The organism is Bacillus sp. HU-1818 (genome assembly GCF_022695965.1).
GTDB classification, from domain to species: domain Bacteria; phylum Bacillota; class Bacilli; order Bacillales; family Bacillaceae; genus Bacillus; species Bacillus atrophaeus.
Genome location: NZ_JAAPBE010000001.1, coordinates 520,324 through 544,368 on the forward strand (window position 1 = coordinate 520,324; position 24,045 = coordinate 544,368).

Here is a 24,045-nt window from a genome sequence, read left to right on the forward strand (position 1 = left end):
ACTTTAAAAAAGTATAATCTAATCATAAGAACTTTGATGAATTGTAAAGGAGAGTAATAATGGACGACCATGCATATACGAAAGATCTGCGGCCAACCATCGAAAATCTTTCAAAAGCTGTCTACACTGTGAACCGCCATGCAAAAACCGCCCCCAACCCTAAATACCTTTATACTTTGAAAAAACGGGCTTTACAAAAGCTGGTGAAAGAAGGTAAAGGAAAGAAAGTAGGGCTTCATTTTTCAAAAAATCCAAGGTTTAGCCAACAGCAATCGGACGTGCTCATCTCAATCGGAGACTACTATTTTCACATGCCTCCAACAAAAGAAGACTTCGAACACCTTCCGCATTTAGGTACGCTAAATCAATCGTACCGGAATCCTAAAGCTCAAATGTCTTTAACAAAAGCGAAAAACCTTTTGCAAGATTATGTCGGCATGAAAGAAAAACCGTTTGTCACAAATCGGCAGCAGCCAACTTACCATAAACCTGTTTTCAAAAAGCTTGGAGAAAGTTACTTTTAAGCCGAAAAAACAGCCGATGCATTTTTACGCATCGGCTGTTTCTTTACGGATACTAATCAATCACATACGTATCGACCTTTTTAATTAAATCGCTGATTTCCGGCTTGCTTATTTGCTCGTCGGCACCTACGACTTCACCGCGATGCCGCAAATCGTCTGTTATTAAGGACGAGAAGATCATCACCGGAACATCAGAACTTCGCGGATTATCCTTAAGCAGCTTTGTCAGCCTGTGTCCGTCCATCTTCGGCATCTCAATATCACTGATGATCATATCAACCTGTTCGGAGAGGTCGCCTCCTTCTTCCGTTAAGCCCATGATATGTTCGTACGCTTCTTTCCCGTTTTCAAATGACGTAATGTCGTTATAGCCGGCTTCCTTTAATTCGTCAGTCAAAAGGCGTAAAAGAAGCGGTGAATCCTCTACAATAATGAGCTTTTTGCCTGTTCTTCTTTCATCAAAGCCCTCTTGGTGCACATTGTACGTTTCAACACCTGAATCCGATTCAATATCATAAATGATTTTTTCGTAATCAGGCAGAAAGATCATCGTTTCTTCCAATTTAATGATTCCGGTTAAATGCCGTTCCATTCCCTGATTTAAGGAAGTCGGTTTTTCTATTGACTCCCAAGATACCCTGTGGATTTGAGAAACAGAGCCGACATGAAAGACGATTTTCCGTTTGTTAAACTCTGTCACGATATATTTCTCATCTTTAGACCCGCTGCCCTCAACGCCAAAAAACGAAAACAGGCTGATGACCGGAAGAATCTCCCCTCTTAATTTGATCATTCCTTCTACATGCTGGTGGGAGTGCGGCACAGAAGTGACCCCGACGGGCTGGATAATTTCTCTGACTTTCATGACGTTAATGCCGAACGTATTCTCTCCGACGCCAAATTTCACAATCTCCAATTCATTAGTTCCAGAATCTAATAAAATGTCGTGTTGATGTAAAGACAATTCAATCCCTCACAATTCGCTTTCAGTATTGTACTGTATATATCGGACAAAATAATAAAAAGTGAATGGCGCACTGCTTCAAATTGCGATTCCTGTTCATTTCAGCCGGATTTTTTCAGAAAAAAGATACTTTTTGCCTGCTATCCATTGACTTTCAATCTGTCCATGGTACAATAGTCAAGGATTTTTTGAAAGAAGGGTGTAAATAATGGGTACTTTAGTAATATTCAAACAAAATGAAATGACTGTTTTAGAGGAAGTCAGCGAAAAGGCTTATCTCGAAATGAAGAAAAAAGCCGCTGAACAGCATGAAGAGCATCCCGCGTATTTGATTTGGCACGAAGACCTTCATTCAGAATATGGTTATTGATCAAATTTACACATATAAACAATAATAGATCATGATACAATAAAGACAATCATACTTGCTGGTTGTCTTATTTTTTTCTCTGATAAGAGGTATGTTTTAAATACTCCGGCATACAATCAAATATATATCAGCTAAAAAGATGACAAATGATCAGCTAATGGTAAAATAGGATAAAAACTCATTATATATTTTAAGGTGATGAATTATGGAACATTTGCTGAACCCGAAAGTTAAAGAGATTGAAATTTCAGGAATACGCAAATTCTCAAATCTTGTAGCTAGGTACGATAATGTCATCTCGCTCACGATCGGTCAGCCTGATTTTTTTACGCCGCATCATGTAAAAGCTGCCGCCAAACAGGCGATCGATGATAATGTCACTTCATATACACCAAATGCCGGCTACCTTGAATTGAGACAAGCTGTCCAGCTTTATATGAAGAAAAAATACGATTTCAATTATGAAGCTGAAAGTGAAATCATCATAACCACGGGAGCAAGCCAGGCGATTGATGCTTCTTTCCGGACGATTTTGTCCCCGGGTGATGAAGTCATTTTGCCGGGCCCTATTTACCCTGGTTATGAGCCTATCATCAGAATGTGCGGCGCTACACCTGTATTCGCGGATACTACCTCTCACGGCTTTAAGCTGACGGCGCGGCTGATTGAAGAAGCGCTGACGCCTAATACAAAATGTGTCGTGCTTCCTTATCCGTCAAATCCGACCGGCGTTACACTGTCTGAAGAAGAGCTGAAAAACATCGCTTCTCTTTTAAAAGGAAGAAATATCTTTGTCCTGTCTGATGAGATCTACAGCGAATTGACATATGACAGGCCCCATCACTCAATTGCGACATTTTTAAGAGATCAGACGATTGTCATTAATGGTTTATCAAAATCACACAGCATGACTGGCTGGAGAATCGGCTTTTTATTCGCCCCGAAGGAAATCGCTAAGCACATTTTAAAAGTGCATCAGTATAACGTGTCCTGCGCTTCCTCCATTTCTCAAAAAGCGGCGGTGGAGGCAGTCACCAACGGAGTTGATGACGCCCTTATTATGAGGGAGCAATATAAAAAGCGGCTCGACTATGTATATGACCGCCTTGTCTCAATGGGACTGGATGTCGTGAAGCCATCAGGAGCATTTTATATTTTTCCTTCGATTAAATCCTTTGGAATGTCGTCATTCGATTTTAGCATGGCTCTTTTGGAGGATTCTGGCGTCGCTCTTGTGCCGGGCAGCTCATTCTCAGAGTTTGGCGAAGGATACGTGAGGCTGTCTTTTGCATACTCGTTAGATACGTTAAGAGAAGGCTTAGACCGTTTGGAATTGTTTGTATTAAAGAAAAGAGAATCAATGCAGACTGTATAAACAACGGCTTTAAGCCGTTGTTTTATTTTTTTGGAAATGAAATCTTAAATGACGTGCCTTTTTCCGGCTTGCTGTCTACCTGGATGGTTCCTTGATGATTTTCAATAATATTAAATGTAACCATAAGTCCGAGTCCCGTTCCCTTTTCTTTTGTTGTTAAAAATGGTTCTCCTATACGCTTCAGTACCTTTTCAGGGATGCCCTCTCCCTCGTCTTTAATAGTAACGTGGACGGAATGCTCATCCTCTGTCGTGTCAATTTCAACTGTTCCCCCGTCAGGCATTGATTCCACAGCGTTTTTAATTAAATTGATGAACACTTGTTTGAGCTGATTCTGATCACCGTTAATAAAAATACTTTCTCTTTGAAAGGCGGTTTTAATGAATATTCCATTTAAGTTCGCCTGGGTTTCCAACAGGGCTGTCACTTCGCTGATCAATTTTTTAAGGTTTAAATGCTCTTTATAGGCATGCTGCTGCGGTTTGGCAAGCATAAGCAGTTCGCTGAGAATCAATTCAATTCGGCTCAGCTCAGAAAATACAATGTCAAAGTAATGATCATTGCCCTCCATCGTCGGCTTCATAAGCTGTAAAAATCCTTTAATCGCTGTGAGCGGATTGCGTATTTCATGGGCAATTCCAGCAGCAAGCTGCCCTGCGATCGAGAGCTTTTCAGATTTAAGCATTAACTCCTCGGTTTGCTTGCGCTCAGAAATATCCCGCAAAATCACTTGAACGGCGGTTTCGCCAAAAAAGGTTGTCGGAATGCAGACCATTTCCGTATAGATCAATCGATTTTGAAAAGTGAACCATGATTGCTTCATGACTTCTGAATCAGTTTTATGCTCCGCAATGTTCTGAATTCGCTTTTTTACATCTTCATGGTCGCACGGATGAAGGTGGTCGTATATATTTTTTCCGATTAAATCCTCATACGTCGCCGCTTCAAAAAGAGAAATGCCTGATTCGTTCATAAATACCCATTTTCCATTGTGTATGACCGCAATGGTGTCGATAGAGTTTTGAATAAGCAGCTGATACCGCTCCCTGCTTTTTTGCAAGATGGTTTGGAATTTTTTTCGCGAGGATATATCAATCAGCAGCAGCAGTTCAGCCCGCTGGTTTTTGTAAATGGCCGGAGCGGCTTTTACTTCTAGATGAACAGGTGTGCCGTCAAGCCTTTTCCACGTCTGTTCAATCATTCCTACCTCCATCCCTTTTTGCATTCGCAAAATCCTATTTTTTACGATGTCATGGTATTCCTCTTCGATAAATTCATAAGACCATCTGCCGATAATGTGATCCTTGGTTTCCGCTCCGAGCATGGAGAGCATTGCATTGTTGACGTAGACGATTTTACCGCTGACGCTGATACATAATGGGCTTGGAAGAGTTTCAACTAACCGTTCAAATTCACTATTCAGATAAGAGGATGATGTTTGATGTTCAGGCTGGATTTTATTTTTATTGCAGTTGAGGGATTGATGACCGGATTCCTCCTCAAGCACCTTCATTTTCAGTATAATCTCCCTGCCGTTTCCTTCAACCTGGGTGGTGACAATTTCTACACCGGCTTCTAACCACACAATGGTATGGTCTTTTTTTATAAGACGAAAGGTACAAGGCATCAGATGATGTTCATTATAAAAGTAGCTTTCCACTAAAAACTGGTCTTCCTCGTGCAGAAACTCCTTCATGAATGATCCAATCATCTCTTCTTGGGCATAACTTAAATACGGCTTGCAATTTGCGGAAATATAAATGATGCGTCCATTGGAAGTTAAGACGGCGTGAATATCCGTTTTGATTTGAAATTGTCGTGCGTGCTGCGTATCCTGTTCCACAGAATCCCTCCTTTGCATTGTAATCACCATCAGCTATTCATCTTTTTTTCACAAAAAGAAATTTCACTAGACTGATTCGCTAAAAAATGAGAATTCTCCTTCTATTCTTATTGTGATCGTCAATTTTTGAATAAAAGAAAGAGGGCCAAACTATTAACCAGCGGCCCTTCTTGTCTTAGACGTTTAGTAACTTTTTTGCAATTTTACATAGGCATCAATCGCGCGGCCTTCAATTTTTTTGGTTATTTCATCATGATCGTCCCTCACAGAAGGAACAACGACACTGAAGGCCACTTGCGGATTTGTTGACGGATAATAACCGGCAAACGTCAGATTATATGTTTCAAGTCCCCACCAATTTTTATTGGTTCCATAATAAAACGTCTGTGCCGTCCCCGTTTTTCCAGATACATCATTTGTTCCAAAAACACCTGCAGCGGTCCCGCCTGTTGATGTTACTTTTTTCAGCCCTGCTTTGACCTGTTCTATATCGCTTGCCGAGTTGTTTATTTTATTTAAAATTTTCGGCTGCCGCTCCTCGATCATCGTGCCGAGTTTATCATCCCTTCCCGGTTTATGCACACTTGTCACGATTCGCGGCTGAATGCGATAGCCTCCGTTTGCGATTGAAGACATATATTGGACTAGCTGGAGCGGTGTGTATGTATCATATTGGCCGATCGCTAAGTCTAAAATGAGGCCCCCGACTGCATCAGGAGTTGTCTGCATCCCCGCTGATTCTTGCGGAAGATCAATTCCCGTCTTAACGCCTAATCCAAATTGGCTGTAGTAATTTCTCATTTTGCGCAAGTCCTCCTGATCAGCAGGAAGAGCCCCGTTCGGCTTATATGTCACACCCGCGATGTGCATGGCGACATTAAACATATATACGTTTGAGCTTCTTTGCAGGGCCGTCAGCTCAGTAATGCTTCCCATATTCGTATAAGAGCTCTTTTTCAATCCGCCCTTAAAAACAAGAGTCCTATCCACAAACGTTTGGTAATGCGGAAGCCCGGCTTGATAGCCGGAAAGCACAGTCGCTCCCTTGACGGACGATCCCATTTCATATTGGGTCGTAAAGGCTCCGATAGCATAATCCTGTAATTTATTCGTTTCCAGATCAATACGTTTGCCCGCCATTGTTAGAATATCTCCGTTATTCGGGTCCATCATGACAACAAAAGCTCTGTCCACCATATAGTTGCCACGGGCTCTGCTGTTTCTCAGCTCTTCTTCAATAATTTTTTCAACCTTTGCCTGTAATTCCATATCAAATGAAAGCTGAAGATCGTAACCCCTGCTTCCTTTATCAATGGTTTTTTGGCTGGTTACTTCGCCTTTGCTGTTTTCCACGTACTCCACTTTTGCTTTTTGCGAGTTTAAATAATCTTCATACTGATATTCAAGATAGCTTTTGCCGACTCTGTCATTTCTCGAATAGCCTCTTGTTAAATAATAATCTTTACGGTCGCTCAAAAGTCCTTGTTCAGGTGTTGTGACACCGCCAAATACAGAATAGAGTGTTTTGTCAAACGGATATTTCCGCGTCCAATCATCGACAACATCTATTCCCGGCAGCTCCTCTAAATGTTCGGAAACAAGAGAGACTTCCTCATACGTTAAGTCGCTTTTCGGTTTTAGAGACGTGTTTTTACTTTCATCCAGCAAGGATCCTTCGCTGCCGTTACCGCTGATTTTATTTGGGTCCATTGATTTTACAACCTGTGGCTCATATGAATTCCCGCTTGAAAAACGTGTGAAGATTGCTGCGATTTCCAGCTCTTTTTTATTTTTTTTAAGGGCTTTCAGTTCTTCTTCCGGAACTCGTTTTACCTGCCGTTTATAAGCTTCTGCCCCATTTAGGTCATCTTCAGATGTTTTCAGCAGCTTAAGCGCCTTTTTAGGATGGGAAGCAAGCCAAAAATCACGCAGGTCCCTGTCCTTCAAAAACTCGGTATCAATACTGATATAAGAAGAAAGATTTTTCGCTGTTTTTAATTTATCTTCTGTTTTCGTCTTTGAAGTTGAGACATATACGATTTCAGGAACTGCCTGGTTATCGACAGCCACCCTTTTTTGCTTGTCATACATCTTGCCCCTCGGAGCAGGATAATACGCCGTCTTGGCATTTGCCTTTTGGGCGTCTTCTACATGCTTTTCTCCTTCTACAATCTGAACCACGCCGAGTTTAAAGATGAGTGCAGCGAATAGAACAAAAACGACAAGGAAATAAAGGTTCATTCTCCACGCTCTATTTCGTTTGTTTTTTGGCTTTGTTTTCGATTCGCGTCCTATTTCAGTCACTTCTGGTTTTCCCCTCTCAAAACATTCAATATATTTACATAAACTGATATTAATTGTAACACCTTTGTAAAAGTTGTTACAGCGAAAAGAGGTAAAAAAAACTTGTCAAGATTCAAATTTATTAAAATTTATGTAGCGTTTTAAAATAATGGAAGCTATATAACTATCCAATGAAGAAGCGTAACAGACTTATTTCCCAGTCAGATAGCATTTCAGTCTCCTATATTACAAAAATAACAATCTGCACTTGTCAAAGGAAAAGGATGGATACATTATGACAGAAAGTCCATGTTATGATTTTTGGTGTAGAAAAACAAACATTTCTAGGAGGTACGGAACTTATGAAGAAAGCTTTTATTTTATCTGCTGCGGCAGCGGTATCAATTTTCACATTCGGAGGCGTTCAGCAAGCATCGGCCAAAGAACTCTCCTGCCAGCCAGTTGTGACTGTTAAAACAGGAAATACGGTGCAGACTCTTAAACTTCAAGATGTGGTTGCCAAACTACATATTAAAACGGATATAAAGAAACTAAATGCTGCGGATGCAGAGAAATTACAGCATATGCTTCAAAATTATGCGAAAAAATCAAATTCAAATATGACGATTAAAGATGTACAAAAAAAGGATGAAAGCAAAGCAGCACCAAATGCGTCCAAGAAAGTTGAGCCTGCCAATGTCAGCACTCAAAAGGAAGCACCTGCAGCTGACGCTTCAAAACAGCCAGAAAAAACAAGCAAAAATACAACTAAGTCTGACGCTTCATCTGTAAGCGCGTATGAAAAGAAAGTCGTTGAACTTACAAATGCTGAAAGACAAAAACAAGGCTTAAAACCGCTTCAAATTGATGAAAAGTTAAGCAAATCAGCACATGCAAAATCTCAAGATATGAAAGATAAAAACTACTTTGACCACCAAAGCCCGACTTACGGATCACCGTTTGATATGATGAAATCATTCGGAATCAGCTACAAAACAGCAGGTGAAAACATCGCGCAAGGCCAAAAAACACCTGAAGAAGTCGTAAAAGCGTGGATGAACAGCCAAGGGCACAGAGAAAATATTATGAACCCGAGCTTTACGCATATCGGTGTCGGCTATGTTGAGTCAGGAAACTACTGGACACAGCAATTCATCGGAAAATAATAGTGAAAGAGATTGCCTGTTTTATAGGCAATCTCTTTTTTTGCTTATTTTACCCACAGCTTATATAAGCTTTGAGTTCCGCTGTTTTCTTCTCCTTGTTCCGCAAGCTGATCGTATAATGATTTCGCAAGCGACAGACCAGGCATCTCTTCCCCCATCAATTCCGCTTCCTCAAGAGCGATTCCCATGTCTTTAATAAAGTGTTTGACATAGAATCCCGGTTCAAAGTCACCCTTCAGCATACGGGGAGCAAGATTTGACAATGACCAGCTTCCTGCGGCTCCTGTTGTGATACTTTTGAGAACCTTTTCTGGCTGCAGGCCTGATTTTTGAGCGTAAGCCATTGCTTCTGATACACCTATCATACCCGCCGCGATGGCGATTTGATTGCACATTTTTGTGTGCTGCCCGCTGCCCGCGGGGCCTTGATATTGAATATTTTCACCCATTAATGCAAAGATCGGCAGACAAGCTTCAAATGCTTCTTCCTCTCCCCCGACCATAATAGCGAGCTTCCCGTTTTGAGCACCGATATCCCCGCCGGAAACTGGCGCATCTAAAGCAAATATGGATTTTTGTTTAGCCTCTTCGGCAATCTGTTTAGCAAGCGACGGCTTTGAAGTGGTCATATCAATGACATATGCGCCTTCTCTAGCATTGGCAATAATTCCATTACTGCCGAGATAAATGTCCTCCACATCGCTTGGATAGCCTACCATTGTTATAATAACATCCGCTTCCTTAGAAAGATCTGCGACCGTATCCTTCCAAGCCGCTCCTTTTTCCAATATCTTGTCCGCTTTTTGTTTTGTGCGGGTATACACTAAAACAGGATGGCCTTCTGACAGAATATGTGACGCCATGCTATTTCCCATAACTCCCAGTCCGATAAATCCGATTGTTTTTTTCAATGCGACTTCCTCCCCGATGATGAGATATGTAGTGTTGTTTCATAATAATCTGACATTCATTAGCTTACCATATCTATAGAAATAGAGCAGCCGTTTAAAAAAACCTTTAGGGTTACAGCGGGTCGATAATTCCAAACTATTGTCAGGCCTGTTTAGGATGTCAGGTCAATGACTGTGATTACCTGCTCCGCTGCCCATTATCCATGCCTTCCAGAGTTTTCAGTCACACTGAAAGAAAGACAAAAGCCAGATCATCAAAATGACCTGGCTATCGCCCAATTACAATGTGAATTTGGCAATCGCATTCATGAGATCTTGACTTGCATTTTTCAAGGTATCTGTTGAATGTTTCACCTTATCAAGCGTGATCAGCTGCTCATCAGTAGAGGCGTTAACCTCCTCCGCAGCTGCAGCGGATTCCTGTGAAATAGCGGAAATGCTTTGAATGGCTTCAGAGATCACAAGCTGCTCTTCACTCATTCTTTGGATTTCTTCATAGATATAATCAATCCCTTTCACAAGAGACTGCATTTCTGAGGTAATGGTGTTTAATACTTCACCAGTCTCATGAATGGCGCCGTTTTGCTCATCATTCATCCTGCTCGCCTCTGTCATCGCATGGGACGCTTCTTCCGTTTCCTTCTGAATCAGCTTCACCGTATCGCTGATATGCTTTGTTGACAGGGCTGATTGCTCAGCCAGCTTTCGAACCTCGTCAGCCACAACCGCAAAGCCTCGTCCGCTTTCTCCGGCCCTGGCCGCTTCAATGCTGGCATTTAACGCGAGCAGGTTTGTTTGATCAGATACAGCCGAGATGGCCGTAACTACTTCCTCAATGTTTTTCGTTTGCTTTTCAAGATCAGACAGCATGGATTCCACTTTCTTCGTTTCCGAATTAGCTTCATTTGATTTCATCAGCAGATGCCCGAGAGAATCCAGCCCTTTGTAGCTTGCATCCTCAGATGATTTTGACAGCGATTTGATGCTCCCCGCATGAGTTGCAATTTGTTTGATTTTATTTGAAAGGTTCTCTGATTTTTCATTTATCGTTTCGACTTCTGACGCTTGTTCTGTCGCTCCGGCCGCCACTTCTTCAATAGCTTTGGCAATCTGCCCGCTCGTTTCATTTGTCTCTGCGGATACTGTGCTTAATTGATCAGTTGTCTGAGACACTTTTCCTGATGAATTCCTGACCTGTTCCACCATATCTTTCATGTTTTCAACCATGGCATTAAAATGTTTCGTCAGTGTGCCGACTTCATCCTTTGATTTCGATTGGGCGCTGACTGTCAAATCACCGGCTGAAACCGCTTTTGTATTTGCAATCAGCTGCTGAATCGGACCGGTAATCGTTTTGGCCAGGAAATAGCTGAGTACAATCGTGATCAAAAGCGCGATGACGGCAATCAGAATGCCTGAACGGTTCATTTTCTCAGAGATCCACATTAACTCATCTGTGTTAAACTGAGTGCCGACTTTCCACCCTGTTTCTTCAATGGTTTGGTAAACAACCATTTTTCCGTTTTCATCTTGTATTCCTTTAGTGTCTGAAGCTAGTCCCTTAAGCGACTGATCCTCAGATATATTTTTGCCCTGCTTAGAAGGGTGTGCCAAAAGGCTGCCGCTTCCGTCTGCCAAAAAGGCAAAGCCTTGATAAGGCACCTTTTGTTTATTCACCATGCTCTGAATAGAGGACAGTTTCAGATCTAAGCTCGCGACGGCTGTTACCTTGTTATTGGTCTTAATGGCTTTTGCGGCTGTCACAATCATTTCTCCTGAAACAACATCTTTATAAGGCTCCGTCCAGACGACCTTATCAGGAGTTTCAGCTGCAAGCTTGTACCAAGGTCGTGCCGTCGGATCATAATCTTTGGCAAATTCAGACTTTGGATATGCAAACATTTCTTTTTTGCCGGTCCCTATGTAAGCAAGTGCGACATATTTATCATTTTCTTGGATTTGCTTAATTTCATCGTGAAACAGCGCGGTCACTTCTTTAGCGGGTTTTTTTATAAAAGATTGGGAGAGATCCCCGTTCGCCAATCTTAATAATGAGATTTCATAGTTCTTTAATTGTATTTGTATGTTTTGCTCAAGCGAATTCGTTACATTTTCTGTTGCGTTTTTACCTTCTTCAGTAATCATTGGTTTTAAAATGAGAAAAGAAGAAAGCTGCAAAAGAATAACCGTTAAAATTAACATAATCGAAACAAAAACAGCAATTTTCATATGCAGTTTTTTAAACAAAGCAATCCCCTCCTAATGAGTATATCGGCTTTCTCTTTAGGAAAATGAATATACTGAAAAAAGAAAATAATACGAAATGGGAACTATAAATTCAGAAAATTACATTTTTATTTCCCTGCCTTAAGGTATACGTTATAATGATTTGGAAAAAGGAGGGTGATTACGATTCAAAAGAATATCCGCTTTTATGATGGCCGCAAATACGAGAAGCTCGTGATCAGGCAATACACTCACAGAGATGTTGCAGGTTTGCTTTCTCTGCAAAAAGAATGTTTTCCTCCCCCTTTTCCTCAGGAACTTCTGTGGTCCAAGGAGCAGTTACACAGCCATATAGAAACCTTTCGGGAAGGGGCTTTATGCGCGTTGGTAAATGATGTGATCATCGGTTCCATGACCGCGCTGATTATCCAATTTGACCCTGGACATCCTGATCATACTTGGGCAGAAATTACTGATCATGGATATATCAGAAATCATAATAAAGAAGGCAATACGTTATATGTCGTTGATATTTCGGTGTCCCCTTCTTACCGAAAGCTGGGGATCGGAAAATGGCTGATGCAAACGATGTATGAACTGACGGTTTCAAAGCAGCTTGAACGTTTGCTGGGTGGCGCTCGAATTCCTCGTTATCATAAATATTCGCATGAACTTACCGCTGAGCAATATGTCGAAGCCGTGCTGGAGGGAGAGAAGAATGATCCGGTTCTGTCATTTCTGCTTCATTGCGGGCGAGAGCCTGTCGGTGTGGTGAGAAACTATTTGGAAGATGAGGAATCATTACATTACGGCGTCCTGATGGAGTGGAAAAACCCATTTTATCAAAAAACGGGCTGCTTGAGCCCGTTTTAAGTGAAATATTCGAGTTTTGCATTAGGGAAATAACGGTCGATATAGGATTCCAGCGTTTCCCGAAGTTCGTGCTCTTCATCCTTCTGGTAGATGTATTTGCCGATGCCGTAGCGTCCCCATTTATAGCGGCGCTTTTCTTCATCAAGTTCTAGTTTTGATTTTGGATAGTTCTTTTCAATCACTCGTTTCGCCGGCTTAGTGAATCGGTGCTGAATCAATTCAAACGTAATATCATGTCTTACGTCTTTCGGCAAAGCGGCGTCCAATTTTTCAAACAGGACCCTGTAACCTTCCTCCCAGCCTTCATGAATATAGATCGGCGCGACGATAAAGCCTAAAGGATAGCCTGCTTTTGCTACCTTTACAGCGGCTTCTATCCGTTTATCGAGAGGAGAAGTGCCTGGTTCAAAATTTTTGATGACATAGTCGGCGTTAATGCTGAATCTGAACCTTGTCTTCCCGTTGTGTTTCGCATCCAGCAAATGATCCACATGATGAAATTTGGTTACAAATCTGAGTTTCCCTAATTCACTTTGCCCGAAGTGTTCAATAGCACGCTTCAGCGTGTGTGTCAGATGGTCGATACCGACGATATCTGATGTACAAGAAGCTTCAAACCTTGTAAAATCAGGGGCCCGTTCTTGCATGTATTCATCCGCTTGATCTAATATTTCTTCCACATTCACATACGTTCTGATATAAGGTTTAGACCCCATCGTGGTTTGCAAATAACAATAATGGCAATGCCCCATGCAGCCGGTTGCAAACGGGATCGCATATTCAGCCGACGGTTTTGAAGAATCAAATTTCAGTGTTTTCCGTACGCCGATGACCAGTGTCGACTTTGCATTTCTGTATTGCTGAAGGTGGTTTTTTCCGGGTATATTCCGCACCTGATTATGTGATGTTGTTTCTCTGATTTCAATTCCCATATGTTCAAATTTATCTCTTAGCTCTTTGCCTAACGGATATTCCAGCGCTCTCGGTTCAATATAAACGAGCTGCGGAACGAACGGGTTCTGCATGAAGCCACATCCTTTTCACTTTTCTTCTGTTACTTTTCTCATACGTAAGTAAGGATATGTGATGCAATATTTTCCTTGTCATCTGTATTGATCGTAATCAAATAGCTGATTATATAAATGTTCCGCTTCTTCATAGCTCGCGAATACGGCATCATCCTCAGCAAGAGGATGATAGGTTTCATATAAAAATAAGGAAAGCTCCCCTTTGTGATATGGATGATGCACTACTTCCGCTTCCTTTATATGCGCAACATTTGCTGCGTGGGGATTCCGATAAATCACATACACCGTATCACCCGCGTTAAATTCGTTTGACATTCTATCCCTCCTAGTGGGATTATTTTGCCCCGCCTTTCCTCTGAATATGAAAAAAACCAGCAGGGCAAAAGCCCGGCTGGTTTTAGTATTATGAATTAAATGTCTCTTTTACAAACGCGACAACTTCTTCTGTCGTGCTCATTGACAAGATTTTTTCTTTGAATGATTCAGCTTCTTTTTTAGAAAGCTTGCTGATCTGTGTTCTTGCCGGAAGGATAGATGTTGCACTCATTGAGAACTCATCTAAGCCAAGTCCTAGAAGAATCGGAATCGCAATTTCGTCTCCGGCCATTTCACCGCACATGCCGACCCATTTTCCTTCTTTATGAGCAGCTTCGATCACAAGTGTGATCAGGCGGAGAATCGCTGGATTGTATGGCTGATACAGGTATGCAACCCGTTCATTCATACGGTCAGCAGCCATTGTGTATTGGATCAAGTCATTTGTTCCGATACTGAAGAAATCAACTTCTTTGGCAAACTGGTCAGCGATAACTGCCGTTGACGGAATTTCAACCATCATACCGACTTCAATGTCTTCAGAGACAACTTGTCCCGCTTGAACAAGCTTTTCTTTTTCTTCAAGAAGGATTGCTTTCGCTTCTCTAAATTCGTTTACTGTTGCAATCATCGGGAACATGATTTTCAGGTTTCCGTATGTACTTGCACGAAGCAGCGCGCGAAGCTGTGTTCTGAAGATTTCTTGCTCATCAAGGCAAAGGCGAATCGCTCTGTAGCCCAAGAACGGGTTCATTTCTTTTGGAAGCTCCAGATAAGGAAGCTCTTTGTCTCCGCCGATATCAAGCGTCCGTACGACAACTGATTTTCCTTCCATTCGCTCAAGAACAGCTTTGTAAGCATCAAACTGCTCATCTTCTGTAGGGAGCTGATCTCTTCCCATGTAAAGGAATTCCGTACGGTAAAGACCTACTGCTTCTCCCCCGTTTTCTAAAACGCCCTTTACATCATCAGGTGTACCGATATTAGCCGCAAGCTCAACATGATGTCCGTCTTTTGATACTGTCGGTTCATTGACAAGCTTCGCCCACTCAGCTTTTTGAGCCATATAAGCGCTGTGCTTTTCTTCATACTTCTTAACTATGTCAGCAGACGGATCGATGATGACATCGCCGTTAATGCCGTCGACAATGACCGTTACCCCATTTTGGATTGTGCCAGTAGCCGATTTCGTACCAACGACTGCCGGAATCTCCAATGAGCGGGCCATAATTGCAGAGTGTGAAGTGCGTCCGCCGATATCCGTTGTAAACCCTTTTACAAATTCGCGGTTTAATTGCGCCGTATCAGACGGTGTTAAGTCTTCAGCCACAATGATAACCTCTTCGGATATCAGACTCGGGTTTGGTATTTCAACGCCAAGAAGATGTCCTGTCACACGTTTTGTAACGTCGCGAATATCTGCAGCACGCTCTTTCATATATTCGTTGTCCATTGATTCGAACATGGAAACAAACATTGATGCTGTTTCTTTCAAAGCGAATTCAGCGTTAACTGACTCTGAACTGATTTTTTCTTTAATCGGGTTCAAAAGCTCAGGATCGCTGAGAACTAAGAGATGAGCGGAAAAAATGTCCGCTTTATCCTGGCCAAGTTCTTTTAAAGCATGCTCTTTGATTTTTTCAAGCTCGTCTTTGGAACGAGAGATAGCATCTTCAAAACGGCTTACTTCCGCTTCAGAATCAGAGATGTTTTTCTTTTCAACCGTTAAATCTGGCTCTTCAAGCCGGTACGCTTTCGCAATCGCGATTCCGGCTGAAGCGCCAATCCCTTTTAACTCTTGCATTACTCGCCGAGTCCTTCGCTTTTCATTGTTTCTTCTAAAGCGTTAAGAGCGTCGTTTTCATCAGCGCCTGAAGCAGAAATTGTAATTTCAGCGCCTTTAGCGATTCCTAGAGACATTACACCCATAATTGATTTAAGGTTTACTGTTTTGCCGTTATATTCTAAATTAACATCAGCATCATATTTGCTTGCAGTTTGTACAAGAACTGTAGCAGGACGAGCATGAATTCCAGAATCTGCAGTTACTTTGAATGTTTTTTGTGCCATTTTTATCATTCTCCTTTTAACTTAAAGCTATATATTACTTCACAATATTATATCATACAGCCGCACTTGTCATCTGACAAGCACAGCATCTTGAATGCTTACTTTTCAATCTTCACAATATCTTCTTGTTCTCTTTTAACTGAACCATTTGCCTTGATGCCGACACTTTCTCCCTCAGCAAGGTTCGTAAATACAATTGGTGTCATGAGGGAAGGTACATTCGGCTTCACTGCATCTAAATCTACTTCAAGAAGTTTTTGGCCCGGTTCCACACGGTCTCCTTCTGAGACAAATGATGTAAACCCTTCGCCTTTAAGGCTGACTGTATCGATTCCGAAGTGAATCAAGATTTCTTTTCCGCCGTCAGACTGTAAACCGATCGCATGCTTTGTAGGGAATACGTTCAGTATTTTACCTCTCACAGGAGAAACCACGATTCCTTCTGTCGGAAGAATAGCGAATCCGTCACCCATCATTTTTCCTGAGAAGACTTGGTCAGGAACATCAGTAATCGGGTGAATCTCACCAGTGATCGGAGAAACAAATACTTCCTCGCCAATTTCATTTTGCAGCGGGTCTGCGATGACTTCCTCGACCTGCTGGCTTACTTCTTCTTCAGCAGACGTTCTCGGCTCTGGTCTTGGCGTGCGTCCTGCGATAATATCCTGCATTTGTGTTTTTAAACCGTCAGAACGCGGCCCGAAAATGGCTTGAATGTTATTGCCGACTTCAAGAACACCTGAAGCGCCGAGTTTTTTCAGACGGTCTTTGTCCACTTTTTTCTGGTCATTCACGGTAACACGAAGCCTTGTGATACATGCGTCGAGGTGCTTGATGTTTTCCTGGTCGCCCATCGCCTGCAAGATTTCGTAAGGCAGATCTCCCGCTTCGCCTTGCTTGCCGGAATTATCAGATTCAGCAGAATCATCCTCGCGTCCCGGCGTTTTCAAATTGAACTTGCGGATGGCGAAACGGAATCCGAAGTAGTAGATCACGGCCAAGCCTAAACCTACAGGAATTACAAGCCACCATGCAGTCCGGTTCGGCAAAATTCCGAATAGGAAATAGTCGATTAAACCGCCTGAGAATGTCATACCGATCTTTACATGTAAAAGCTGCATAACCATAAATGACAGCCCTGCAAACACACAGTGTATTGCAAACAGGATCGGAGCCACAAACAGGAATGAGAATTCTAGCGGCTCTGTAATCCCTGTTAGGAAAGAAGTCAGAGCTGCTGAGCCCATAATACCCGCAACGAGCTTTTTGTTTTTCGGCTTTGCCTCATGATAAATCGCAAGAGCCGCAGCCGGAAGTCCGAACATCATGAACGGATATTTTCCTGTCATAAATGTACCGGCAGTTAATTGTACACCGTCTTTGATCTGCGCCATGAAAATGCGCTGATCTCCGCGGATAATTTCCCCGGCTGCACTTTTGTAGCTAAAGAACTCATACCAGAACGGCGAGTAGAAAATGTGATGCAAGCCGAAAGGAATAAGTGAACGTTCAATCACTCCAAAGATAAATGCAGCAAGCGTTGGATTCGCTTCCACCAAACCTGTTGAGAAGGAATTCAGCCCATGCTGGATCGGAGGCCAGATCACTAACATAATAAGACCGAGAATTAAAGCAGAAATTGATGTCACAATTGGTACAAAGCGCTTACCCGCAAAGAATCCGAGATATTGCGGAAGCTCAATTTTATAAAATTTGTTGAACAACAGCGCTGCCAGCACACCGACTATAATACCGCCGAATACTCCTGTAGCCAATGTCGGTATGCCTAACATGTTGACATATGCCGGATGGTTTTCTGTAAAGAATTTGGCTCTTTCTACAGAATCAGAAGGAATGGTTCCGTTTGCAAGGAGAACCGCACTCATCGATACGTTCATTACAAGATATCCGATGATTGCAGCGATCCCGGCAACGCCGTCGCCATTCGCGAGTCCTATGGCAACTCCGACTGCAAAGAGAAGCGGCAGGTTGTCAAAAACGATTTGCCCCGCACTTTCCATTACTCCCGCTACCAGCTGGATATTGTCATTACTTAGGAATTGCAAAACCTCAATCATGTCCTTGTTCTGCATGGCATTCCCAATCGCAAGTAAAATACCCGCCGCAGGAAGAATGGCAACTGGAAGCATAAGAGCGCGCCCGATTTTCTGGAGAACGCCGAATAATGCTTTAAACATAGAATTGACCTCCTCTATTTACTAGTTTGACCTTACAGCGAAAAATCATGACAACGAATTCACGGGCGCAGGCCATCAGTTTAACCGTTTACATTTGCCCTTTTACACAACAAAAAAGGCATGAGTAAAAGTTGGGTGCGCAAAAGAACGAGAACAAATTCCCGCTTTTTTCCCCTCAATCACTCATGCCTGATCGAATCAGTAACACGTTTTTAAAGGCTAAACTGAAGTGTTATGAAATTTTATTGGTTAATCGGTACAGATGAAGCGTAAGATAGACCGCTTCCGCCTCATGAACTGGTTTTTTCAATGTTTGCTGTAAGATTTTTATCAATTTCCAAGCTGTATTGTAGCATAGCGGATACTCATTTTTCAATAATAACATTAATTTTTCTGGTTCTTTAGTCGGTTCATCCCTTTTGATCCTATCGATGGTAAATCTGATATGACGAATGAGGCGCAGATAATGTACGCTTTCCTTGTTGACCTTCATTTGAAAAGCATCCTCGATAACTTGTACCAGCCGGGCCATCAGCTGGGAATGCTGGTTTACCTCGGAAAGCGGACGATTGGTCAGGGCTGAATGAATATGCAAAGCGATAAATCCGATTTCACCGTCTGGCAGGCTGATACCCGCTTTTTCATTAATGATCGCCACAACTTCCTCGGCAATTTGGTATTCATCCGGATAGAGTGATTGTGTCTCCATCAGAAATGGGTTTTTCATATCAAACCCTTGCTTCAGCCGTTTAATCGCAAATGCAATATGATCGGTCAAAGCGATATGGATATGTTCATTTAATGAATGGTTCACCCGCTCTGCAATATGAACAATCACATCATTGGAGATATCAACCAAGTTTTCATCTACATAGTCAAGGAGCTTTTTAAACTGCTTTTGTTCTTTCTCATCCTTTAAGATAAACATTTTTTCATACCCTTTATCTTCAATCATATCGGCTTGTTTTTTTCCGAAGCCGATTCCTTTTCCAATTAGGACAACTTCACTGTATTTATGATGAGAAGCGATTAATACGTTATTATTTAATACCTTTTCAACTGTAAAGGATCCATTCACGATCCTCAGCTCCTTTGTCATTCAATACACCATATCGTACAAAACGAATGGAAAGCGCGTCAAACCTTTTTTCAACATTTAAGCTAAACAGTCGATCTTTCAATCAGGCGGTATTCGAGTACTTTTCTTTCAATCGGCTGGCCTTTAATCCTTTTTTCCAGAAGCATAAAGGCTTGTTTGCCCATTTCTTTTGTCTGTATATCAATGGTGGTTATGCCTAGTGATTGACTGATTTCATGATTATCAAAGCTTAAAATGGCGAGTTCGTCAGGAACGGCTGTGCCTTGGACTTTAGCCTCCAGCAAAAGCCCCGCTGATACTTGATCATTGGCTACCAATATCGCCGTCGGCTTCTCCTTCCACTTATTCCATTTATGATACAACTCTTTCCCGTCATTAATCGTAAGCGCTTTCTCCACTATCCAATTCTCATCAAAGGTTTCTCCTATTTCCGCTAGGGCTTCTTTATATGCTTTGATGCGAAAATGGCTGTTCATGCCTTTTTTTCTGGCGAGGCATATCGCAATCTTTTTATGGCCTTTTTCCATTAAATAGTTCAATCCGTGCCTGAATGCATCTTGGTGAGGAATACTGATCGTTGAAAAAAGACCTTCATTTGAATTCTGGCAAAGCAATAGCGGTCCCTTCCACTCAAGCAGTTCTTCATCAGATATCGCCTTTGAACAGAAGATCAGTCCGTCTACCTGCCGCTGTTTTAATTGTGACAGAGCGAAAATCTCTTTTTCAATTTCATAGTTTGTCTGATACACGGTAAGGTGGACGCCTGATGCAAAAGCCGCGTCGGCAATCCCGGCCAGCAGTTCCGAGAAATACGGCAGGCTGATAGACGGCAGGACAACACCAATCATATTTGAAAAGCCTTTCGATAAGTGAACGGCATGGACATTTCTCGTATATTCCAAGGCTTTCATCGCCTCCAGCACTCTCACTCGCTTCTCTTCGCTCACATAGGGATGATCATTTAACACTCTTGAAACCGTCGTAATGGAAACACCGGCTTTATTCGCAATTTCTTTAATATTAGCCATAACTTCCCTTCTTTCTTTTTTCCCTTGATCTGGAATGCGTTTCATACAATACGATAAGAGCGTACTCTGCTTACGGAAAGGGGAAGAAACAAATGGGATTCTTTATTTTAATCGGTTTATGTATCACAGTGCTTGTCGGAAGCTGTCTCGCTCTTCAGCCGCTTAAACAAAGACACGAAATAAAGCCATTTAAGACATTTGATGATTTTTTCATTTGAGACATCTGTTCTTATCATTAAGTTTATTCGATTTTTTGCAGATAAAAAAGGACTTTTTCGTGAACAAAGTCCTTTTTTATTTTGTGGTCATCATTTATGGCAAAATCGTTAACTCTTTCGGGTAGCGGGTCAGTGCTGTCGCTCCCTCCTCTGTGACAAGCACGTCATCTTCAATACGCACTCCGCCGATGTCCGGCACATAAATGCCCGGTTCAATCGTATATACCATGCCCTCTTGAATGATTGAATCATTCGCTTGGCTCATAGACGGGTACTCGTGGACGGAAATTCCGAGACCGTGCCCGAGGCGGTGTGGGAAATAGTCTCCGTAGCCGGCTTTCTCTATAATGCCGCGTGCCTTTAAATCCAGGTCGCCGATTCTGACACCCGGTTTGCTCAATTCGATGGCGGCTTTTTCGGCTTTGAGCACCGTATGGTAGATTTCCTCTTGTTTCGGACTGATTGTTTGATAAGCAAAGGTTCTCGTAATATCTGAACAATAACCATTAAGAATGACACCTAAATCAAATAGTACAAAATCGCCTTTTTTCAATTTTGCCGTTCCCGGATTGCCGTGCGGCTGCCCTGATTTTTCTCCAAACAATACCATCGTGGAAAAAGACATCCCTTGAATCCCTTTTTTCTTCAATTCAAATTCAATCTGGGCGAGAACTTCCATTTCGGTAATTCCTTCACGTAAAGCTGATACACCGATCTCAACGCCGTAATCAGCAAGTTTTGCCGCTTCTTGCAGCTTTTTGATCTCCTCTTGATCTTTCACAAGCCTGAATTGATTCAGCGTTTCTTCCGCTGACACAAATGACGCTCCGCCCGCAGCCTGCTTCAGCTGCTCTGCGCGGGAAAGCGATATTGAATCCTTTTCCACTGCAAGTGTATCGATCATGATCTTTCGTTTTTTCAAAGCTGTCTGAATGAGCATCCAAGGGTCCTCGTGATCGGCATAGCCGATGATTTCATGTTCCCACCCGGCACTGCGCGCTTGCCCGGCTTCCATCCCCGGACAGATGAAAAAAGGCTCCTCATCCTGAAAAATAAACAAGCCCATCAACCGTTCGTGCGGCTCTGTATAAAAACCGGTTAAGTAAAATACATTTTCTTTTGTATGTATGAATGCTGAAGTATGCCCTTCCTGCTTTAGCCATGAAGAGACACGCTGAATTCTATTCAATTTTATTCCTCCCCGCTTCAGGTAATGTTCTTATCTATTGTATCAGTTTTAAAAGTTCCTTGCCTTTTTGAAGAATTACAATTGCATTTTATTTCCTTTTCTTGATCTTGTATACTGTTAACAGACGAATGATGCAGGGAGATGTTCGATTTGCTTATCAATTTTTTGAAAAGGAAAGCGGTCGTATTATTGACCATTTTAGGAATTTCTGCTCCGCTGATCAGCGTAAAATGTATCGATTATTATTACTATAGCTTCATTATAGGCTGTGCTGCCGGATTTGTTTGCTGCAGCCTGGCATTTATTCTTATCTTAAAGCGCCCGGATGCTGAAAAAAACCGGAAAATATAGAGCTGGATACAAAAAACAGCAGCCCATATGGGGCCGCTGTTTATGACTTTAACAGCCTTAAACCATTTAATATAACAAGAATTGTGCTTCCCTCATGACCGATGACACCAAGCGGCAATTCCATCACCTGCAAAAAGTTAGCGCAAATGAGTAAGCAGATAACCGTCAGCGAAAACACAATGTTTTGCTTAATGATACGGTTCATTTTTCTGGATAATCGGCACATTTTCGCAAGTTTTTTTAAATCATTTTGCATTAATACCATATCTGACGTCTCAAGAGCGACATCCGTTCCGCCGCCCATCGCGATGCCGATGTCAGCCGTCTTCAAAGCAGGCGCGTCGTTGATACCGTCTCCGACCATTGCAATAATGCCGTACTCTTTTTTTAACCGTTTGATTTCCTCTACCTTTTGATCCGGCAGGCATTCTGCCGCGACAGTTGTGATGCCTGCTTCTTTCGCTATGGCTTCAGCCGTTTCTTTTTGGTCTCCCGTCAGCATTGCGGTTTTGATTCCCAAGCTGCCCAGTTCATACAAGACCTCTTTTGCTTCAGACCTGATTTGATCCTTGAGGGCAATGCATCCGGCAATACTGTTGTCTTTTTTGATAAATACGATTGTATTCCCTTTATCTTTTAAGTCTGATGCAGATTGTTCGATAAATGCATCCGCTATGTCATCTCCGATAAAACCGGCTTTTCCGATCTTCCATTTGGCGCCGAACACAGAGGCCATAACACCAAAGCCAGATTCCTCGTCAATGGATATGTAGCCCGACTGATTGACGCCCCTGTTTTCCGCGTATTCTGTAATAGCCTTAGCCAGCGGATGGCTTGATTGTTTTTCTATGGCATAAACGGCCTCCAGCACTTCAGCCTCGTCATGGCCTTCTGCGATTCTGACAGCTTCCACAGCCGGACGGCCGCGTGTCACGGTACCGGTCTTATCAAAGGCGATCATTTGAACTGTACCCAATTGTTCAAGGAACACGCTTCCCTTTACAAGTAAACCGTTTCGCGCTCCGTTCGAGATAAGCGAAAGCGCCGCGGGCATAATGGAAGCAACAAGCGCGCACGGTGACGCGACAACCATAAATACCATTGCGCGGTAAAAGGTTTCACTCCAGCTCCAGCCTAAAGCAAAATGGGGAACAAATAAAAGCAGGCCGACCACAATAAGCACGCCTTTTACATAGGCATTTTCAAACCGCTCGATAAATGCCTGTGTCGGTGATACACTGCTTTGCGCGGATTCCACCAGTTTAATAATCTTTCTGAAAAGAGAATCCTCATTCGATTTTGTCACACGGACAGTCAGTGACCCATTTCTGTTCACTGTTCCCGTAAATACTTCATCACCGGTAGTCTTTTCAACAGGCATGGCTTCTCCGGTTAACGCAGATTCGTCCAAGCTGGTTGAACCGGTCTCAATGATCCCGTCCGCTGCCACGCGCTCCCCGGGTTTAACAACGATGATGTCACCCGTCATTACATCTGTGACAGGTACCCTTTTGACCTCGCCGTTTACGATAAGGCTTGCTTCCTCAGGTTCAAGCTTCATTAATGAGGTTAAATCTTTGCTGCTTTTATTCATCGTGTATGTTTCCAACGCTCCGCTTAAGGAAAAAATAAAAATTAAAATGGCACCCTCTGCCCAATAGCCGATGATCGCAGAACCGATTGCCGCAAATATCATCAGCAGCTCTACATTTAACGTTTTTGATTCAATCGTATCCTGAATTCCTTCTTTCGCTTTAGCAAATCCTCCGATCGCAAATGCCAGCAAATAGAGAATAACAGATAAAACAGAGTGTTGATGGAGAATCCATCCTGCTAAAATAAGAGCGCCGGAGACAAGGGCTGCAATCAGTTCCGCATGCTGCGTCCAATTGCTTGCCCGCTGCTCGGTTTTTAATTCCTGCTGCGAGTCGTTTTGTATAATAACTTGTTCATTCATGTTGAATCCCCCTCTCTAATTGAGAACGTAAATCATCTTCATTTCCCTTATAAAAAC

At 42.4% G+C, this 24,045-nt stretch carries 21 protein-coding genes; 7 read left to right on the top strand and 14 right to left on the bottom strand.

The window, feature by feature from the left end:
* The first annotated feature begins 59 nt into the window (after positions 1–59).
* Positions 60–524, top strand: a complete 465-nt coding sequence (locus tag GXP75_RS02380; RefSeq protein ID WP_003327274.1) for a YkyB family protein — start codon at positions 60–62, stop codon at positions 522–524.
* A gap of 52 nt (positions 525–576) precedes the next feature.
* On the opposite strand, the gene cheV is transcribed toward GXP75_RS02380, so the two are convergent.
* Entirely contained in the window at positions 577–1,488 is a 912-nt protein-coding gene (cheV, locus tag GXP75_RS02385; protein ID WP_003327275.1) for a chemotaxis protein CheV, read from the bottom strand.
* Positions 1,489–1,696: 208 nt separating this feature from the next.
* Here cheV and GXP75_RS02390 point away from each other — a divergent pair, with 208 nt between their 5' ends.
* Both GXP75_RS02390 and GXP75_RS02395 read left to right on the top strand, forming a co-directional pair.
* Complete coding sequence (locus GXP75_RS02390) at positions 1,697–1,858, top strand: hypothetical protein (protein ID WP_003327276.1); 162 nt, start codon at positions 1,697–1,699, stop codon at positions 1,856–1,858.
* A 205-nt stretch (positions 1,859–2,063) separates the two neighbouring features.
* Positions 2,064–3,233, top strand: a complete 1,170-nt coding sequence (locus tag GXP75_RS02395; protein ID WP_061571420.1) for an aminotransferase A — start codon at positions 2,064–2,066, stop codon at positions 3,231–3,233.
* 22 nt (positions 3,234–3,255) lie between these two features.
* Here the strand turns inward: GXP75_RS02395 and GXP75_RS02400 are convergent, their stop codons facing one another.
* Complete coding sequence (locus GXP75_RS02400; protein ID WP_242556047.1) at positions 3,256–5,076, bottom strand: PAS domain-containing protein; 1,821 nt, start codon at positions 5,074–5,076, stop codon at positions 3,256–3,258.
* A gap of 183 nt (positions 5,077–5,259) precedes the next feature.
* A complete protein-coding gene (locus GXP75_RS02405) occupies positions 5,260–7,380 on the bottom strand; it encodes a peptidoglycan D,D-transpeptidase FtsI family protein (RefSeq protein ID WP_242556048.1) in 2,121 nt (706 codons plus the stop codon).
* 341 nt (positions 7,381–7,721) lie between these two features.
* Here GXP75_RS02405 and GXP75_RS02410 point away from each other — a divergent pair, with 341 nt between their 5' ends.
* On the top strand, positions 7,722–8,525 hold the full coding sequence (locus tag GXP75_RS02410) for a CAP domain-containing protein (protein WP_242556049.1): 804 nt from the start codon (positions 7,722–7,724) through the stop codon (positions 8,523–8,525).
* A gap of 44 nt (positions 8,526–8,569) precedes the next feature.
* Here GXP75_RS02410 and GXP75_RS02415 read toward each other — a convergent pair whose 3' ends face one another.
* Both GXP75_RS02415 and GXP75_RS02420 read right to left on the bottom strand, forming a co-directional pair.
* Positions 8,570–9,436, bottom strand: a complete 867-nt coding sequence (locus GXP75_RS02415) for an NAD(P)-dependent oxidoreductase (RefSeq protein ID WP_214914902.1) — start codon at positions 9,434–9,436, stop codon at positions 8,570–8,572.
* Positions 9,437–9,715: 279 nt separating this feature from the next.
* Positions 9,716–11,683, bottom strand: a complete 1,968-nt coding sequence (locus tag GXP75_RS02420; RefSeq protein WP_242556050.1) for a methyl-accepting chemotaxis protein — start codon at positions 11,681–11,683, stop codon at positions 9,716–9,718.
* 156 nt (positions 11,684–11,839) lie between these two features.
* Between GXP75_RS02420 and GXP75_RS02425 the strand changes: the two genes are divergently transcribed.
* Positions 11,840–12,535: a GNAT family N-acetyltransferase gene (locus GXP75_RS02425; RefSeq protein ID WP_242556051.1), complete on the top strand. Its 696-nt coding sequence runs from the start codon at positions 11,840–11,842 to the stop codon at positions 12,533–12,535.
* On the opposite strand, the gene splB is transcribed toward GXP75_RS02425, so the two are convergent.
* The 7 genes from splB to GXP75_RS02460 all read right to left on the bottom strand — a co-directional run bounded on the left by splB (position 12,532) and on the right by GXP75_RS02460 (position 20,273).
* Positions 12,532–13,560 carry a spore photoproduct lyase gene (gene splB / locus GXP75_RS02430; RefSeq protein WP_003327283.1) on the bottom strand — a complete coding sequence of 343 codons (1,029 nt, stop codon included), beginning with the start codon at positions 13,558–13,560 and terminating at the stop codon, positions 12,532–12,534. The genes GXP75_RS02425 and splB overlap by 4 nt on opposite strands.
* A gap of 78 nt (positions 13,561–13,638) precedes the next feature.
* Entirely contained in the window at positions 13,639–13,878 is a 240-nt protein-coding gene (gene splA / locus GXP75_RS02435) for a splAB operon transcriptional regulator SplA (RefSeq protein WP_106044856.1), read from the bottom strand.
* Positions 13,879–13,966: 88 nt separating this feature from the next.
* Positions 13,967–15,682: a phosphoenolpyruvate--protein phosphotransferase gene (gene ptsP / locus GXP75_RS02440; protein WP_214914907.1), complete on the bottom strand. Its 1,716-nt coding sequence runs from the start codon at positions 15,680–15,682 to the stop codon at positions 13,967–13,969.
* Positions 15,682–15,948 carry a phosphocarrier protein HPr gene (locus GXP75_RS02445; protein ID WP_003154654.1) on the bottom strand — a complete coding sequence of 89 codons (267 nt, stop codon included), beginning with the start codon at positions 15,946–15,948 and terminating at the stop codon, positions 15,682–15,684. Before GXP75_RS02445 ends, ptsP begins: the two co-directional genes overlap by 1 nt.
* Positions 15,949–16,046: 98 nt before the next feature.
* Positions 16,047–18,146, bottom strand: coding sequence for a PTS glucose transporter subunit IIABC (gene ptsG, locus GXP75_RS02450; protein ID WP_061571411.1), 2,100 nt, complete (start codon positions 18,144–18,146; stop codon positions 16,047–16,049).
* Between the two features lie 232 nt (positions 18,147–18,378).
* On the bottom strand, positions 18,379–19,245 hold the full coding sequence (glcT, locus tag GXP75_RS02455) for a glucose PTS transporter transcription antiterminator GlcT (RefSeq protein WP_034717991.1): 867 nt from the start codon (positions 19,243–19,245) through the stop codon (positions 18,379–18,381).
* Between the two features lie 62 nt (positions 19,246–19,307).
* Complete coding sequence (locus GXP75_RS02460) at positions 19,308–20,273, bottom strand: LacI family DNA-binding transcriptional regulator (RefSeq protein WP_242556052.1); 966 nt, start codon at positions 20,271–20,273, stop codon at positions 19,308–19,310.
* Positions 20,274–20,365: 92 nt separating this feature from the next.
* Between GXP75_RS02460 and GXP75_RS21360 the strand changes: the two genes are divergently transcribed.
* A complete protein-coding gene (locus GXP75_RS21360) occupies positions 20,366–20,491 on the top strand; it encodes a hypothetical protein (protein ID WP_277990642.1) in 126 nt (41 codons plus the stop codon).
* A 94-nt stretch (positions 20,492–20,585) separates the two neighbouring features.
* Here the strand turns inward: GXP75_RS21360 and GXP75_RS02465 are convergent, their stop codons facing one another.
* A complete protein-coding gene (locus tag GXP75_RS02465) occupies positions 20,586–21,680 on the bottom strand; it encodes a M24 family metallopeptidase (RefSeq protein WP_242556053.1) in 1,095 nt (364 codons plus the stop codon).
* A gap of 150 nt (positions 21,681–21,830) precedes the next feature.
* Here GXP75_RS02465 and GXP75_RS02470 point away from each other — a divergent pair, with 150 nt between their 5' ends.
* On the top strand, positions 21,831–22,031 hold the full coding sequence (locus GXP75_RS02470) for a hypothetical protein (RefSeq protein ID WP_214914920.1): 201 nt from the start codon (positions 21,831–21,833) through the stop codon (positions 22,029–22,031).
* 40 nt (positions 22,032–22,071) lie between these two features.
* On the opposite strand, the gene GXP75_RS02475 is transcribed toward GXP75_RS02470, so the two are convergent.
* Positions 22,072–23,988, bottom strand: a complete 1,917-nt coding sequence (locus GXP75_RS02475; RefSeq protein ID WP_214914933.1) for a heavy metal translocating P-type ATPase — start codon at positions 23,986–23,988, stop codon at positions 22,072–22,074.
* Positions 23,989–24,045: the final 57 nt, after the last annotated feature.